The sequence below is a fragment of the Saccharopolyspora cebuensis genome (genome assembly GCF_039542665.1).
Classification (GTDB): Bacteria; Actinomycetota; Actinomycetes; order Mycobacteriales; family Pseudonocardiaceae; genus Saccharopolyspora; species Saccharopolyspora cebuensis.
Genome location: NZ_BAABII010000016.1, coordinates 231907 through 247027 on the forward strand (window position 1 = coordinate 231907; position 15121 = coordinate 247027).

Sequence of the window (15121 nt, forward strand, 5' to 3'; positions counted from 1 at the left end):
AAACCCATGTCCACATCACCCGGTGCCGCGACGATGCGGCCACCCGCCGAGCTGAACAAGGTCATCCTGCGCAAGCTCATGCCGCTGCTGGTGGCGGCCTACGTGATGAGCTTCCTGGACCGCACCAACATCGGCATCGCCAAGGAACGCCTGGAGATCGACCTCGGCATCTCCGCGACGGCCTACGGCATCGGCGCCGGGCTGTTCTTCATCACCTACGCGCTGTTCGAGGTGCCCTCCAACCTCATCATGCACCGCGTCGGCGCCCGCTTCTGGATCACCCGGATCATGATCAGCTGGGGCTTGATCTCGGCGGGCATGGCCTTCGTGCAGGGCGAGTGGTCGTTCTACGTGATGCGGCTGCTGCTCGGCGCCGCCGAGGCCGGGCTCTACCCCGGCGTGATGTTCTACCTGACCCGCTGGTTCACCCGTCCCGACCGCGCCAAGGCCAACGGCTTGTTCCTGCTCGGGGTGTCCTTCGCCAACATCGTCGGCGCCCCGCTGGGCGGTTTGCTGCTGGGCATGGACGGCATCGGCGGCTGGCACGGCTGGCAGTGGATGTTCGTCCTCGAAGGACTGCCCGCCTGCCTGCTCGCCGTCCTGGTGTGGAAGCTGCTGCCCGACCGGCCGACCGACGCGCGCTTCCTCAACCGCGCCGAGGCCGAGGCGCTGGAACGGCGGATCGCCGAGGAGGACGCCGCGGGCGAGGCCGCCTCCGGCACCCGCAGCATGCGGTTGGTCTGGCGGGACCGGCAGATCCTGCTCGTGGTCGGGGTGTACCTGGCGCACCAGATCGCGGTGTACGCGCTGTCCTACTTCCTGCCGTCGATCATCGGCGGTTACGGGGAGCTGAGTTCGGTGCAGATCGGGCTGCTGACCGCGCTGCCGTGGGTGTTCGCCGCGATCGGCGCGGCCGTGGTGCCCCGGTTCGCCTCCTCCGGGCGGGCGTCGCGGAAGTTGATCAGCGCCACGATGATCGGCATCGCCGCCGGGTTCGCGCTCGGCGCCGCCTCCGGTGCGGTGTTCGGCCTGATCGGGTTCTGCCTGGCCGCGTTCTGCTTCTTCGCGCTGCAGTCCGTGCTGTTCACCTTCCCGGCGTCCCGGCTCAGCGGCGCGACCCTGGCCGGCGGCATCGCCTTCGTCAACACCATCGGCCTGTTCGGCGGGTTCATCGGCCCGTACGTGATGGGCGCGGTGGAGGGCGCCACCGGGGAGTCCTCCGGCGGGCTGTGGTTCGTCGTCGGTGTCGTGCTGGTGGGCGCGGTGCTGTCGTTCTTCCTGCGCTACGGCGCCGACAAACCGGGATCGACCGAGGAGTGAGCATGGATCTGACCGGGAAGCGGGTGCTGGTCACCGCCGGGGCGGCGGGCATCGGCCGGGCCATCGCCGAGCGGTTCGCCGGGTTCGGGGCCGAGGTGCTGGTCAGCGACCTGGATCCGGCGGCGGTGCGGGACGCCGAAGGCGCCGGGCTGCGCGCCGAGGTCTCCGACGCCGCCGACGAGGCGGCCGTCGAGGCCCTGGTGGATGCCGCCGAGCGGCGCCTCGGGGGCTTGGACGTGCTGGTCAACAACGCCGGGGTCGCCGGTCCCACCGGCCCGGTGGAGGCGCTGGACGGCGCGGCGTGGGCGCGGACCTTCGAGGTCAACGTGCACAGCCAGTTCTACTGCGTCAAGCACGCGCTGCGGCTGCTCCGCGCCGGGACCGAGCCGGCCATCGTGAACCTGTCCTCGGCGGCCGGCCGGCTCGGGATGGCCGGGCGCAGCGCCTACTCCGCGTCGAAGTGGGCCGTCGTCGGGTTCACCCGCACGCTGGCCATCGAACTCGGCCCCGAGGGCATCCGGGCCAACGCGATCTGCCCCGGCGCGGTGGACGGACCGCGCATCCAGGCGGTGATCGACGCCAAGGCGCGGATGCTCGACGCGCCCCGGGAGCAGATCGAGGCGCTGTACCGCGACCAGTCCTCGATGCGCCGGATGGTGACCGCCGGCGACATCGCCGACATGGCCGCCTTCCTGGCCGGTCCGATGGCCCGCAGCATCAACGGTCAGGCGATGGCCGTCGACGGCAACACCGAGAAGCTGTACTGAGGAGGGGACGTGGCAGTCCAACGCAAGGTCGTCATCACCTGCGCGGTGACCGGGGCGATCCACACGCCGTCGATGTCGGAGCACCTGCCGGTCTCGGCGGCCGAGATCACCGAGGCGGCGCTCGGCGCGGCGGAGGCGGGCGCGGCCATCGTGCACCTGCACGCCCGCGATCCCGAGGACGGCAGGCCGTCGCAGAACCCGGACCACTTCGCGCCCATCCTCGCCGGGCTCAAGCCGCACACCGACGCGGTCCTCAACATCACCACCGGCGGCTCGCCGCACATGGCGGTGGCCGAGCGGATGCGCCCGGCGGCGGAGTTCCAGCCCGAGCTCGCCTCGCTGAACATGGGATCGATGAACTTCGGCCTCTTCCCGATGCTGGAGCGCTTCACCGAGTTCCGGCACGAGTGGGAGCGGGCGGCGCTGGAGGGCAGCCGGGACCTGGTCTTCAAGAACACCTTCGCCGACATCGAGTCGATCCTGGAGATCGGGGCGCGCGGCGGCACCCGGTTCGAGTTCGAGTGCTACGACATCGCGCACCTGAACAACCTGGCGCACTTCCGCTCCCGGGGGCTGGTGACCGGGCCGGTGTTCGTGCAGTCGATCTTCGGCCTGCTCGGCGGCATCGGGGCGCACCCGGAGGACCTGATGCACATGCGCCGCACCGCCGACCGGTTGCTCGGCGCGGACTACCACTGGTCGGTGCTCGGCGCCGGGCGCAACCAGATCCCGCTGGCCACCATCGGCGCGGCGCAGGGCGCGCACGTGCGGGTCGGGCTGGAGGACTCGCTGTGGATCGGACCCGGTCAGCTCGCCCGCAGCAACGCCGAGCAGGTCGCGCGGATCCGCACCGTCCTGGAGGCGCTGAACCTGGAGGTGGCCACCCCGGACGAGGCGCGCGCGATGCTCGGGCTCAAGGGACGTGACGCCGTGGGCTTCTGACCGCGCCGCCGTGCGCGCCGACCGGGCGTCACCGGTCGGCACCGCGTTCCGCGGGCAGCGCGTCGGGGAGGCCGAAGCGCGGGAACAGCGCCACGTCGAAGAACGCCACCACGTGCCCGATCCGGCCGTCCTGCGGGGCGAGCACGTGGAGCTGGAAGGGGACGTACTCGCCGGCCGGATCGCGGCGGTACATGCCGAACGCCGGTTGCCCGTTGGCCGAGGTGGGGACCAGCCGCAGCTCGCCCCGGTCCGCCGGGCACCACCGGTCGACCAGCTCGCCGATGGCCTCGGCGCCGCGGACCCAGTTGGCGTACGGCGGCATCTCCCACACCGCGTCCTCGGTGAACAGCTCGACGATCGCCGGGATGTCCTTGTCCTCGAAGGCGGTGACGTAGCGGTCCAGCAGCCGGCGCAGTTCCGGGCTGCTCGGTTCCGCGGTCCCGTCGCGCTGCGGGGCGATCTGCTGGAGCTGCGCCCGGGCCCGCTGCAAGGCGCTGTTGGCCGCCGCGATGCTGGTCCCCATCGCGGCGGCCACCTCGGAGGCCTTCCACCGCAGCACGTCGCGCAGCAGCAGGGCGGCGCGCTGGCGGGGCGGCAGGTGCTGGAGCGCGGCGATGAACGCCAGCCGGGTGCTCTCCCGGGCGGCGACGATCGCCGCCGGGTCGTCGGAGTCGTCGACCAGGGCGTCCGGGATCGGCTCCAGCCAGCCGATCTCGGGCAGTTCGGTCAGCGGTTCGCCGGGATCGTGGCTCGGCGCGCCGAGCCCGGTCGGCAGCGGGCGGCGGCGCCTGCTCTCCAGCGCGGTCAGGCAGGCGGTGGTCGCGATCCGGTACAGCCAGGTGCGCAGCGAAGACCGCCCCTCGAACCGGGGGTAGCCGCGCCAGGCCCGCAGGTAGGTCTCCTGCACGAGGTCTTCGGCGTCCTGCACGGAACCGAGCATCCGGTAGCAGTGCGCGAGCAGTTCGCGGCGGTACGGGTCCGCCAGCCGGACGAAGTCGTCGCTGACCGGTGGGGCTGACATGACTGCGTCCTTCCTCCTGGCGGACCGCGCGCCGGGCGGTCCTGCTCCGAGGGTAGGTCAGCCGACCGACAGCGCACGGCTCCGCGCGGACCGCCGGCGGGCGCTCAGCTCCGGCCTTCGCGCCAGTAGCCCATGAACGCGACCGAACCGCGCGGGATGCCGTAGTCGTTGACCAGCAGCCTGCGCAGCCGCTTGATCACCGCCGCCTCCCCGGCCAGCCAGCCGTACAGGTCGTCGGCGCCGGGTTCACCGCGCTCCGGGACCTCCCACAGCGCGGTGGTGTCCACGTCGACGTCGTCGAGCACCGCGGTACCGGTGCCGCGGGTCCGCAGCTCGTCCAGCGCACCGCCCACCGCGGGTTCCAGCAGGGCGCCGTGCGGGGCGCCGTCCCGGGCCAGCCAGCGCACGTCCACGCCCGCCGGGACCGCCCACTCCTGCCGGTCCGCCGGGCTGGGCACTTCCAGGCAGGCGATGCCGCGGGCGTCGGCGGGCAGCGCTTCGAGGATGGATCCGATCGCCGGGACGGCGGTCTCGTCCCCGGCCAGCACCAGCCGCGACGCCTCGCTCGGCGGTGCCCATTCGCAGCCCCACGGACGTCCGCTGCCGGGCCGGTCCGGGCCCAGCAGCGCGATGACGTCACCGGGCCGGGCGGCGGCGGCGAAGGTGGAGGCCGGGCCGCCGTGCCCGCTGTCGAGCCCGTGCAGCACGAAGTCGACGTCGAGTTCGCGGCGCTCGGGGCGGAACGCCCGGACCGTGTAGGTGCGCAGCACCGGCCTGATCGGGTCCGGCATCGCCAGCCACCGCTGGTACCAGTCCTCGCCGTCGGGCACGTCGGCGACGGTGCGGCCGGGCTGGGGGAGCGCGAGCTTGATCCGCTGGTCGGCGCCGCCCGCCCCGAAGGTGTCGAGGTGTTCGCCGGTGAAGGTCAGCCGCACGAAGTTCGGGCACAGCCGCTGCACGCGCGCCACCTCGACGGTGAACATGCGCCAGAGCGGCCGGTGCTCGGTGCCGCCTCGGACTGCGGTGCTCGTCATGGCCGGAGGACCTCCCGCGGATCAGGTGCTAGGTTAGCCTAGCCTAAACATAGAGGAGGTCGTCGTGCGTCACAAGATCGGCCCCGCCGCGGCACTCGTGGCGGTGACCGCGGTGCTGTCGGCGTGCTCGCCCGCCGGAGGTGACCGGGCCGGGGGAACCGGCTGGTCCTACACCGATGACCGCGGGGTGGCCATCACCGCCGAGCAGCGCCCCGAGCGGATCATCGCGCAGGTGTCCTCGGCCGCCGCGCTGAAGGACTTCGGCGTCGACGTGGTGGGCACCTTCGGCCCGCTGGTGCGCGACGACGGCACGGTCGAACCCGAAGCGCGCGGCCTCGACCCCCGCGCGGTCACCGACGTCACCGGGCCGGGGTACGGCGAGGTCGCCGTGGAACGGGTCGCCGCGCTGGAACCCGACCTGCTGGTCAGTGGCAAGTACGCGGAGTTCCCCGGCCTGTGGCACCTGACCGCCGAGCAGGAGGAGCAGGTCAAGTCCCTGGTCCCGACGGCGGGCGTGCAGCACGCGGGGGTGCCGCTGCCGGAGACCATCGCCTCCTACCGGGACCTGGCCGCCGCGCTCGGCGGCGACGTCGACTCGGCCCGCGTCCGGGCCGACGAGGCGGCCTTCCACGCCGCGGCCGACCGGCTGCGCGGGATCGGGGAGCGGATGAAGGCGGCGGGTCGCACCATCCTCGCCGTCGGCGGTACCGAGCAGGAGTTCTTCGCCGTCGTGCCGGGGCGCAACCCGGACCTGGACTTCTACGTCCGGGAACTGGGGCTGCCGATCATCGTCCCGGACCACCCCGACACGGCGGGCGGCGGCTACTTCGAGCGGCTGTCCTGGGAGCACGCCGCGGCGTACCCGGCCGACATCCTGCTGTGGGACACCCGGGCCGCTTCGCTGCCGCCGGAGCGGATGATGGAGAACCCGGTGTTCGCCGCGCGTCCGTCCGCGGCCGCGGGCCGGTTCGTCGAGTGGGACGCGGTCGCGCCGATGAGCTACGCGAGCTACGCCGGGATCATGACCGAGCTCGCCGACCAGCTCGAGGCGAAGCTCGGCGGGCGGTGACCACCGCGCACCGGCCGCCCGGGGAGCTCAGCCGGGTTCGGGCGGCCGGGCCAGCGCGTCCTCGACGCGCCGGGCGGCGGTGAGCACCGCGGCGCCGAAGCGCCGACCGGGGCTCGGCCGCAGCCGTTGCAGCGGTGCGGCCAGCGAGACCGCCGCCACCACCTGACCGTGCAGGTGCACCGGAGCGCTCACCGAGCCGACCCCCGGAGCCCGGGCCTGGACGCTCTCCACCCAGCCGTGGCCGTCGGGGTTGCGCTCGCCCAGCAGCGCCTGGGCCGCCGAGCCCAGCGGGAGCGGCAGCAGGCTGCCGACCGGCTGGCTGGCCCGCAGCTCCTCGGTCGACTCCACGCAGACCACGCACAACCGGTGGTCGGCTCGGCGCACCCAGAGCTGCACCGATTCGCCCACCTCGGCGCCGAGCTCGGTGAGCACCGGGCGCGCGGTCTCGGCCAGCGCCGAGGTGGCGAACCGGGGGCCGAGGTGGAAGCAGCCGCTGGGATCGCGCCGCAGCAACCCGTGCGCGACCAGCGCGGTGGCCAGCCGGTGCGCGGTGGAGATCGTGAGGCCCAGGGTCCTGGCCAGCTCGGTGGTGCCCATCGGGTTGCTCTCGACGCAGTCGAGGATGGCCACCGAGCGGTCCAGGACGCCGACGCCGGTGGCGAACGGCGGAGGAGTCGTCATGGTCGTTTCCGGGGGTCGGTGCTCGCGGTGCGGCCGTCGCCGCCGGTCAGGCCGCCTGCCGCGGGGCGGCGGGTGCGGCCGGGATCTGCGCCAGCGCGGAGGGCAGGGGATGACCCACCAGCTCCGCGAGGCGGTCGCGCAGCGCCGCCAGCCGGGAGGTGTCGATCCCGGTGCGGACGCCTTCGCGGTGGAACAGGTGGATCAGGTCGTCCGCGGCGATGTTGCCGGTGGCGCCCGGGGCGAACGGGCAGCCGCCGAGCCCGCCCAGCGCGGCGTCGAAGCGCCGGATCCCGCAGCGGAAGGCCTCCCAGGCGTTGGCCGAGGCCATCCCGTAGGTGGCGTGCAGGTGCAACCCGGTGCGCTCCACCGGGAAGACCTCGCCCACCGCGGTGACCGCTCGCCGGATGTCGCCGGGGGAGGCCGCACCGATGGTGTCGGCCAGGTGCAGCACCTCCACGCCCAGCTCGGCGTAGTGCCGGGCGACGCGGACGACGCGGTCGGCCGGGGTGTCGCCGTCGAACGGGCAGACGAACGCGGTGGCGATGCAGCCTTCCAGGCCCACCCCGCCGTCGCGCAGGATCTCGGCGGCGCGGCCGATCCGGGCCATCGCCTCCTCGGTGGGCACCCCGGCGTTGGACCGGCTGTGCCCGTCGCTGGCCGACAGCACCAGCCGGACGTGCCGGGCCCCGGCGGCCACCGCGCGCTGGGCGCCGCGCTCGTTGAGCACCAGCGCGTGCGAGGTGGCCCCGGCGTCGGCCAGCCCGGCCACGACCTCGGCCGAATCGGCCATCGTCGGCACCCGCCTCGGGTCCACGAAGGAACCCACCTCCAGGTGGCGGAACCCGGCCTCGACCAGCATCCGACCGAAGTCGATCTTGTCCGCGGTCGGTACGACGACCGGTTCGATCTGCAGTCCGTCGCGCAGCGAGACCTCGGTGATGAGGACGTCGGCGGTCATCTCAGATCACTCCTTCGGCACGCAGTCGGGTGATGTCGGCGGGGGTGCGGTGCAACTCGGCGAGGACCTCGTCGGTGTGCGCCCCGAGTTCGGGCCCCAGCCAGCGGGTGCCGCCGGGCTCTTCGGCCAGCTTGGGCACCACGCCGGGGAAGGCGACCTCGCGGGGTTCGTCGTCGATGCGCACCGGGTGGCGCTCCAGCATCCCCCGGGCGGCGAAGTGCGGATCGGCGGCGATGTCGGCGACGTCGTAGATCGGTCCGCTGGGCACGGACGCGGCGGCCAGCCGGTCCAGCGCCGCGGCGCTGTCCAGCCCGGCGGTCCAGGCGCCGATCGCCTCGTCGATGTCGGCGGCGCGCGCGACCCGCCCGGCGTTGTCCGCCAGCTCCGGGTCGGCGGCCAGGTCGGGACGTCCGACGGCGGTCATCAGCCGGGTGAAGATGGCGTTGTTGTTGCCGCCCACCACGACGTACTTGCCGTCGGCGCAGCGGTAGGTGTTGGACGGCACCACGCCGGGGATCACCGCACCGGTGGCCTCGCGGGTGACGCCGAAGGCGTCGTAGTCGGGCAGCGAGGACTCCATCAGCGAGTACACCGCTTCGTAGAGCGCGACGTCCACGGTTTCGCCGGACGCCCCGGCGCGGGCGCGCAGCAGGCCCAGCAGCGCGCCGATGACCGCGTAGAGCCCGGCCACCGAATCGGCCAGCGACACCCCGGTGCGCACCGGGGGCAGCCCCGGGTAGCCGGTCAGGTGCCGGACCCCGCCCAGCGCTTCGGCGACGCCGCCGAACCCCGGCCGGTTCCGGTACGGGCCGGTCTGGCCGTACCCGGAGATCCGGACCAGCACCACCGACGGGTGCAGCGCCCGGATCTCCTCCGGGCCGAGCCCCCACTTCTCCAGCGTGCCCGGGCGGAAGTTCTCCAGCACGACGTCGGCGGTGCCGATCAGGTCGCGGGCGATCCGCTGGCCCTCGGCCGCGCGCAGGTCCAGCGTCAGCGAGCGCTTGTTGCGCGCCATGGTGCGGAACAGCAGCGAGGTGTCGCCGCGGTGCAGCCGCCAGGTGCGCAGCTCGTCGCCGGTGCTGGGGCGTTCGACCTTGATGACGTCGCCGCCGAACTCGGCGAGCACCCGCCCCGCGGTGGGGGCGGCGATGAAGTTGCCGAGCTCGACGACGCGGACTCCGGTGAGCGGGCCGTGGCGGCCACTGGGCGTCATCGGTGTGGTTCTCCTGTTGTGCCGGTGCGTGCCCTGCTCCTCGGCGCCGTGGTGCGGGCGAGGGGCGGGGTCGGGCGGTGCTGCCGCTGGTGCGCAGGTCGATGCGGTGTCCGTCCTCAACTTCCTGCTATTTCCCGTTATTCGGGAAACGAGTGCCTGCATTCGGCAATGCAGGACGGTAATCGGCGGCCGTCGGCGAAGCAATACCCCGGGCCCGCCGTCCGCGGCCGGGTTCCGCCGGGGCGGTCGGTGTGTACACTGCGCCGGTCCGTCCCACCGCCGCCGGCGAGCACCCCGTCGCCCGGCGGTCGCCGCTCCACGACTCCTGCTGCCAGGCGGTCCCCCGCGCGGGGACCGGAGCTTCGCGCTGCCCGCTGCGGCGGGCGGCTTGACGGATACGGACGTGACGGATGTCAGACATCGCTGTCCTGGCGAACGCCGTGATCACCATCGTGGGCGTCGTCGTGCTCATCCTGAAGTTGCGGATCACCCCCGCCATCGCCCTCGTGCTCGGGGCGCTGTACCTGGGGCTGGTCACGGGGCTCGGGGTTCCGGGCACGCTGGAGTCGATCACCACCGGCTTCGGCGAGCTGATGACCGAGGTGGGACTGCTCATCGCCTTCGGCGTGCTGCTGGGCGCGGTGATGGCGCAGCTCGGCGCGATCGAGAAGCTGGTCGACGTGCTGGTGCGGGCCTGCGGCCCCCGCGCGCTGCCCTACGCCTTCGCCAGCACCATCGGTACCGTGCTGCAGTCGATCTTCGCCGACGTGCTGCTGGTGATCACCGCGCCGCTGGCGAGCAGGCTGTCCCGGCAAATCGGCCCATGGGGGGCGGCCCGGATGACCGCCGCGATGGCGCTGGGCATCGAGGTCGGTCTGGTGTTCGTTGTGCCGGGGGTCGGTGCCGTCGCGCTGGCCGGGGTGCTCGGGTTGCCCTTCGGCAAGATGTTCCTGTTCGGCGCGGTGACGGCGGTGTTCACCATCGTCACGACGCTCGCGCTGTTCACCGCGCTGGCCAAGCGCGGGCTGTGGAAGCCGGAGCTCGACGAGCGGGACGACACCCTGGTCGACGAGGCGGAGCAGCCGGCGGCGGAGCGCGGCACCGACCACCTGCCCTCGCTCGGCGTGGCGCTCGCGCCGCTGGTGGTGGCCCTGGCGCTGATCGCGTTCGGCGCGATCGCCGAGATGGCCGGGTGGGCGCACCCCGTCGTCGCGCTGCTCGGCGATCCGGTCATCGCGCTGCTCATCGGCCTGATCGGAGCGCTGCTCATCGCCCGCTGGAAGCTGCCCGCCGAGCAGGTGGAGTCCTCGCTCAAGCGCGGTTTCCACGAGAGCGGGCAGATCCTGATCCTCACCGGCGTGGGCGGTTCGCTGGCGCAGACGGTCAAGGACGCCGGACTCGGCGAGATCCTCAAGGGCTACTTCACCACCAGCACGGTGTTCCCGCTGCTGCTGGTGTGGCTGGTCGCCGCGGTGCTGCACATCGCGATCGGGTCGGTGACGCTGGCGTCGATCACCGCCGCGGGCGTGCTCGGCCCGGTGATGCCCGCGCTCGGCATCGACCCGGTCTTCGTCGCGCTCGCGGCGGGCGCCGGCTCGCTGTTCGCCATCCACGCCACCAGCAACACGTTCTGGCTGCTGCAGACCTTGCTCCCGCAGACCACCCGGGGAGCGCTGAAGTCCTGCACCTTCGCGGTCTCCTGCGCCTCCGTCCTGGCGATGCTGCCGATCCAGCTCATGGCGCTGGTCTTCTGAGGTCGTGCCGCGGGCTCGCCCTGCGCGGCGGCGAGGGGGTCGTACGCGATGTCGCCGACGAGTTCGTCACATGAGAGGCGATAGTGGAGTACCGGCCGACCGGTAGCGGCATGGCCGACCGGCTGCCGCCCGAACCGGTCAGGACAGTTCGTGCAGAAAACCTCGCAACTCGGCAATCCGGGGGTGACTGGGCGGCAATCGGCGTTCGTAATGGGAGAGGCATTGCCGGGTCAGCCGCGCAGCCTCGGTCCGATCGCCCTCGACGGCCAGTACGCGCGCGAGGTTGGCGACCGACGAAACGGTATCCGGGTGGTCGGGGCCGAACATGCGCTCCCGCTCCATCGCGCTCGCCCGCAACAGCACGCCTGCCTCGCGGTACTCCTCGAGTCCGAACAGGACGGTCGCGAGATTGTTTCGTATGTTGGCTGTGAATTCCTGCTGATCGTGTTTTCCGGTGGTCCTTTCGAGTATTTCCCGAAACAGTTGCGCCGCTTCCGCGGCATGTCCGAGCTGGAACTCGGTGGCGGCGAGGTTGTTGCGGGCGATGGTTGCTTGCTCGCTATCGACGCCGAAAACGCGGTCCGCGTCATGGACGATGTCGCGGAATAGCACGGCCGCTTCCTCGAGCCGACCGGCGGACCGCAGTGCGTCGGCCGTCTTGCCGCGGCTGATCAGCGTGATTTCGTGGTCGGTGCTCAGGGCTTTGGCGCTCCGTTCGGACACGTCCTCGTGCAACGCCTGGGCTTCTGCCGGACGGCCCAGACCGGTGAGCACGGTCCCGAGCGCCTGGGCGGCGGCGAGCGTGTCCGGATGGTCTCGGCCCAGCGACCTTTCCCGGCCTGCGAGCGCGTCGCGGAGCATGTCCTCGGCCAACTCCAGGTCGCCCACTGCGCACTGCATGTCGCCCGCCTCGAACACGGCGGTGAGTGTGTCCGGGTGGTCCGGCCCGAGGTTCTGGTAGGTGAGCCGCGCGACCTGGTGCAGCAGTTCCGCTGCCTCCTGGTGGTGCTGGCGTTCCTCCGATAGCAGGTAGGCGACCTGTCGCATCGCCTTGACCGACTCCTGGTGCTCCTCGCCGTAGCGTTCGATCGCGGCCCGCATCTGCAACGACGCCGCTTCGAGTGGGGTCAACGTGATCGTGATTTCCCGGTGTACGGGCTGGTCTTGCTTCTTGCGGCGACGCCGTCGCAGGAATCCCATCGCACACCCCTCTTGTGATCGACCCACCATGGCACAGCGCGACGCGCCCTCTAGTCGCTACGCTCCGGAATGCACCCAGCCGGCCCAAATGCTCGGCGGGTAGTCGCGGAACTGGTGCAGCACCTCGTGCAGCACTGCGGCGGCCCGATCCGGCGCCGGCGGCATACCGGTGGCAGCGAGCCTTGTGTGGAAGGCGAGCGCTATCCGGCTCGCTATCCTGTCGTTGACCTGCCACAGGGTCGCGACGACGCTGGGAAATCCGGCTAGCTGGAATGCTCCCGCGAGGTGCAGCGCCTCGTCGGCGAGTCTCGGTGCGCCGCGGGCCGTGTGGCAGGCGGATAGCACTGCCAGCCGGGCGTCGGGCAGGTGTGCGCGGGACATCTCCAGCATCGTGAGCGGTCGACCGTGCAGCAGCAGGCTGCTCGCCGATGGTTCCGCCGGATCGTGCACGCCGTGGCAGGCGAAGTGCGCGTAGCCATGGCGCGCGAGAGCGTCGAGCACACGATCGGGGGTGGCGTCCGCGCCAGTGAACGCGGTTGCGGACCAAAGCTCGCCGACCGCGTCGGCTTCCTGGTACGCATGGGGGAGCGGAGGTGCGGTGTCGGGCTCCGGGACGGCCACCGTCATCATCGCCCTTGACCGGCCCGGTTTCGCCGCGGCGCTTCGCGCGTTCCCGAGAGCGCGTACGGTGGGCGTGTACGACGAAATCACGCGGTCCAGGACACTGTTCCCGGGCCTTCCGGCGGCGTGCAACGGCAGCGCGGTCAGCGGGCCGCCGGGTGACCACCACACCCGAGCGCCGTCGCAGGGCAGGCGGGCCAGCACCGGGCCGGTGACGGTGTCGTCCAGCCAGTTCAGGATCTCGCTGATCACTTGGCCGCTGTCGTGCTCGCGCCCGGGTTCGTTCGACGCATCGATCGCTTCGGCGAACCGGTCGGCGTTGCGGGCAGCGTCGGTGAATGTCAGCTCCGGTAATGGAATCGCGACGAGTGTGCCAGCGGCGAGCACGAGGGCGTCGCACCGGAACCTGCTCACGTTGACCAGTACGACCGGTCCCGGGCCTGCCCACTCGTGCACCTGGGCGAGGGTCGGCGGCAGCAGGAATTCTGCGAATCCGGGCAGCTCGCGAATGTCATCCAGCAGCACCTCGCGTTGCCGCGCCACCTCGTGCCGCCGGTCGCTGCCCATAGGGGCGATGTCCAGGTCCGCCAACGCCGCATCGAGTTCCGCGAACCGCGCGGCGGTGCCGGGATGCCGACTGCGCAGTTCCGAGACAGCACTGCGCGCGTCCAGGGTCTGGCCCAGCAACACTCCGCGGCCTTGCTCCAGCCAGCGCACGGCGAGGTCGGCGTCGGCTGCCTGCAGGGCGCACGCTGCCGCGTCCGCAGCGACACCGGCGAGCTGGGCGATGCCGTGCTCGCGGTCGGTCCGCATGAGCCGCCGCGACACGACCTCCGGGAGTAGCGACATCGCCATCTTGGCGGCCTGCAGCGCCCGGGACCAGTCGTCGATCCGGGCCGCAGCGTCCGCCCACCGGCTCGCGGACAGCACTCGGGCGAGCGGATCGTCCGCCGAGTCCGCCGCTGCGGCAGCGAACGCCTCGGTCGCGGACCGCAAAGGTCCGATGGCGCGTACGCGATCGTGCTGCACGAGCAGCAGTTCGGCGAACCAGCGGCGGTACTCGGCGCGTTGGGAATCGGTGAGCGGATCGGCGCGCATCGCGCGCCCCAGCGCCGCGATGGCGCGATCCAGCGCTTGTAGGTCGCCGGTCCGTTCGAATTCCAGCTGCCAGTCGTGGCCGAGCGCGGCCAGACAACGGTTGCGCAGGGGCGAGCCGGTGGGCAACCGGTCGAGCAGGTCGCGCAGGAGGCGCAGTGCCTCGGCCAGATCGGCGGAGTCGCCGCGTGCCAGGTATTTCTGTGCGTAGGCATTGGCGAGGGTGAGCCATAGGTGATCGTGGTCGTCGCCACCGAGCCGGATCGCTTCGTGGGCGCGGATGACCGCCTCGTCCGCGGCATCGGCATCCCGCGTGAGCGTGAACACGTCTTGGAGCGACACCCCGAGAGTGTTCAGAACAACCGCCCTCCCCTGCTGGTCGGGGGTGATGGCTACGGCCTCGCGCAGCAGCTCGACCGTTTCCGCCAGCGCATCGACGTCGTTGAAGTACAGCGCCCGCTGGCGCAGTGCGGCGGCCAGGTTGTTCAACCGCCCTGGTCGCTCCTGATGTTCCGGGGGCGTGGCCGCGAGCGCCTGGCGATTGCCCTCGATCGCCTCGGTGAGCGCGTCGCGGTTGCCGGTGGCCATGAATTCATATACCAGGGCGGTGCTCAAACTCACCAGCCGATTCGTGTGATCTTCCGGCGTCGCCGTTGGAAGGAGAACGGCTTGGCGCAATCGGCGGGCACTGCCGTAGAGGTCGGCCGGGTCACCGGTCGCTTCGTACCGGTAGCGCAGCAGCACACCCGCCGCTTGCCACATCTCACCGCGCACCGCCTGGTCACCGGGAAAATGCGTGGCAACTTCCTCGGCCGCTGCAATGGTCGCTGCTGCTAGCCCGGTGGCCAGGGGCGGCGCCGCGAGCTCGATCCTGCGCCGGGACTGCCGCACGAAGTTGGCCAGATGCACGAGTCGTCGGAACCCCGTGTCGGAGTCCGCTGCGGCGTGGTACGCGCAGAGCGCCTGGTCCAGGTCGGCGACTTGCGCAGTCAGTTCGAACCGATAGGTGAGCGCGTTGCCCAGCACGGCATTCAGACCGGGCAGAGCGATGTCCTGTGGCAGCGCGTTGGCCAGCAAGTACCGAACCAACCGGATCGCCCGCTGCAGTTCGGCCTGGTCTTCGTCGAGTTCGTAGTTGTATACGGCCATCCGCGCGAGCATCGACCCCTGCTGCGTGGTCAGCCCGGACGGAGCGAGTGCCGCCAGAGCCGACTGCGCCTCGTCGAGATCGGATCGGACGCCTCGCTCCTCGAAGCGGACCAACAGCATCGTCGCCAGGTTGCCGAGGGCGATGGGGTGGCTCTCGGCCTCTCGACACAACCTGACCCCACGATCGAGCTCCCGGACATCGTGACTGCTCTGATAGCGCTCCAGGCAGGCGGCGGTTTCGGCCCTGAGTGCAGCTGGGTCGAGGCTTCGCATCCATCCTCCGAAAATCGAGGTGGT

The 15121-nt window shown here is 71.9% G+C and carries 12 protein-coding genes; 5 read left to right on the forward strand and 7 right to left on the reverse strand.

Translation table 11 applies throughout. The features are described from left to right. Window positions 1-6 precede the first annotated feature (6 nt). From ABD976_RS21250 to kce, 3 genes are read left to right on the forward strand one after another with little or no spacing between them, the layout of a single operon-like run. Window positions 7-1320, forward strand: a complete 1314-nt coding sequence (locus ABD976_RS21250) for an MFS transporter (protein ID WP_345365916.1) — start codon at window positions 7-9, stop codon at window positions 1318-1320. Window positions 1321-1322: 2 nt separating this feature from the next. Further along, window positions 1323-2087, forward strand: coding sequence for an SDR family oxidoreductase (locus ABD976_RS21255; protein WP_345365918.1), 765 nt, complete (start codon window positions 1323-1325; stop codon window positions 2085-2087). Window positions 2088-2096: 9 nt separating this feature from the next. Beyond that, window positions 2097-3029, forward strand: coding sequence for a 3,5-dioxohexanoate:acetyl-CoA acetone transferase (gene kce, locus ABD976_RS21260; RefSeq protein WP_345365920.1), 933 nt, complete (start codon window positions 2097-2099; stop codon window positions 3027-3029). Window positions 3030-3057: 28 nt separating this feature from the next. Here the strand turns inward: kce and ABD976_RS21265 are convergent, their stop codons facing one another. Together ABD976_RS21265 and ABD976_RS21270 are read right to left on the reverse strand one after the other, a co-directional pair. Further along, window positions 3058-4050 (reverse strand): sigma-70 family RNA polymerase sigma factor, encoded by a 993-nt coding sequence (locus ABD976_RS21265; RefSeq protein WP_345365922.1) that lies wholly within the window; start codon window positions 4048-4050, stop codon window positions 3058-3060. Window positions 4051-4154: 104 nt separating this feature from the next. Further along, the gene (locus ABD976_RS21270) at window positions 4155-5084 is read right to left on the reverse strand and encodes a siderophore-interacting protein (protein WP_345365924.1); all 930 of its coding nucleotides are present in this window, start codon (window positions 5082-5084) and stop codon (window positions 4155-4157) included. Between the two features lie 64 nt (window positions 5085-5148). Here ABD976_RS21270 and ABD976_RS21275 point away from each other — a divergent pair, with 64 nt between their 5' ends. Further along, window positions 5149-6153 (forward strand): ABC transporter substrate-binding protein, encoded by a 1005-nt coding sequence (locus tag ABD976_RS21275; protein WP_345365926.1) that lies wholly within the window; start codon window positions 5149-5151, stop codon window positions 6151-6153. Between the two features lie 27 nt (window positions 6154-6180). On the opposite strand, the gene ABD976_RS21280 is transcribed toward ABD976_RS21275, so the two are convergent. From ABD976_RS21280 to ABD976_RS21290, 3 genes are read right to left on the reverse strand one after another with little or no spacing between them, the layout of a single operon-like run. Beyond that, window positions 6181-6834: an IclR family transcriptional regulator gene (locus tag ABD976_RS21280; protein WP_345365928.1), complete on the reverse strand. Its 654-nt coding sequence runs from the start codon at window positions 6832-6834 to the stop codon at window positions 6181-6183. 46 nt (window positions 6835-6880) lie between these two features. Continuing rightward, window positions 6881-7792 (reverse strand): hydroxymethylglutaryl-CoA lyase, encoded by a 912-nt coding sequence (locus ABD976_RS21285; protein WP_345365930.1) that lies wholly within the window; start codon window positions 7790-7792, stop codon window positions 6881-6883. 1 nt (window position 7793) lies between these two features. Then, window positions 7794-9005, reverse strand: coding sequence for a CaiB/BaiF CoA transferase family protein (locus ABD976_RS21290; protein ID WP_345365932.1), 1212 nt, complete (start codon window positions 9003-9005; stop codon window positions 7794-7796). 410 nt (window positions 9006-9415) lie between these two features. Here ABD976_RS21290 and ABD976_RS21295 point away from each other — a divergent pair, with 410 nt between their 5' ends. Next, on the forward strand, window positions 9416-10759 hold the full coding sequence (locus tag ABD976_RS21295) for a GntP family permease (RefSeq protein ID WP_345365934.1): 1344 nt from the start codon (window positions 9416-9418) through the stop codon (window positions 10757-10759). Between the two features lie 138 nt (window positions 10760-10897). Here ABD976_RS21295 and ABD976_RS21300 read toward each other — a convergent pair whose 3' ends face one another. Both ABD976_RS21300 and ABD976_RS21305 read right to left on the reverse strand, forming a co-directional pair. Next, window positions 10898-11959, reverse strand: coding sequence for a tetratricopeptide repeat protein (locus ABD976_RS21300; RefSeq protein WP_345365936.1), 1062 nt, complete (start codon window positions 11957-11959; stop codon window positions 10898-10900). A 57-nt stretch (window positions 11960-12016) separates the two neighbouring features. Next, entirely contained in the window at window positions 12017-15097 is a 3081-nt protein-coding gene (locus tag ABD976_RS21305) for a CHAT domain-containing protein (RefSeq protein WP_345365938.1), read from the reverse strand. Window positions 15098-15121: the final 24 nt, after the last annotated feature.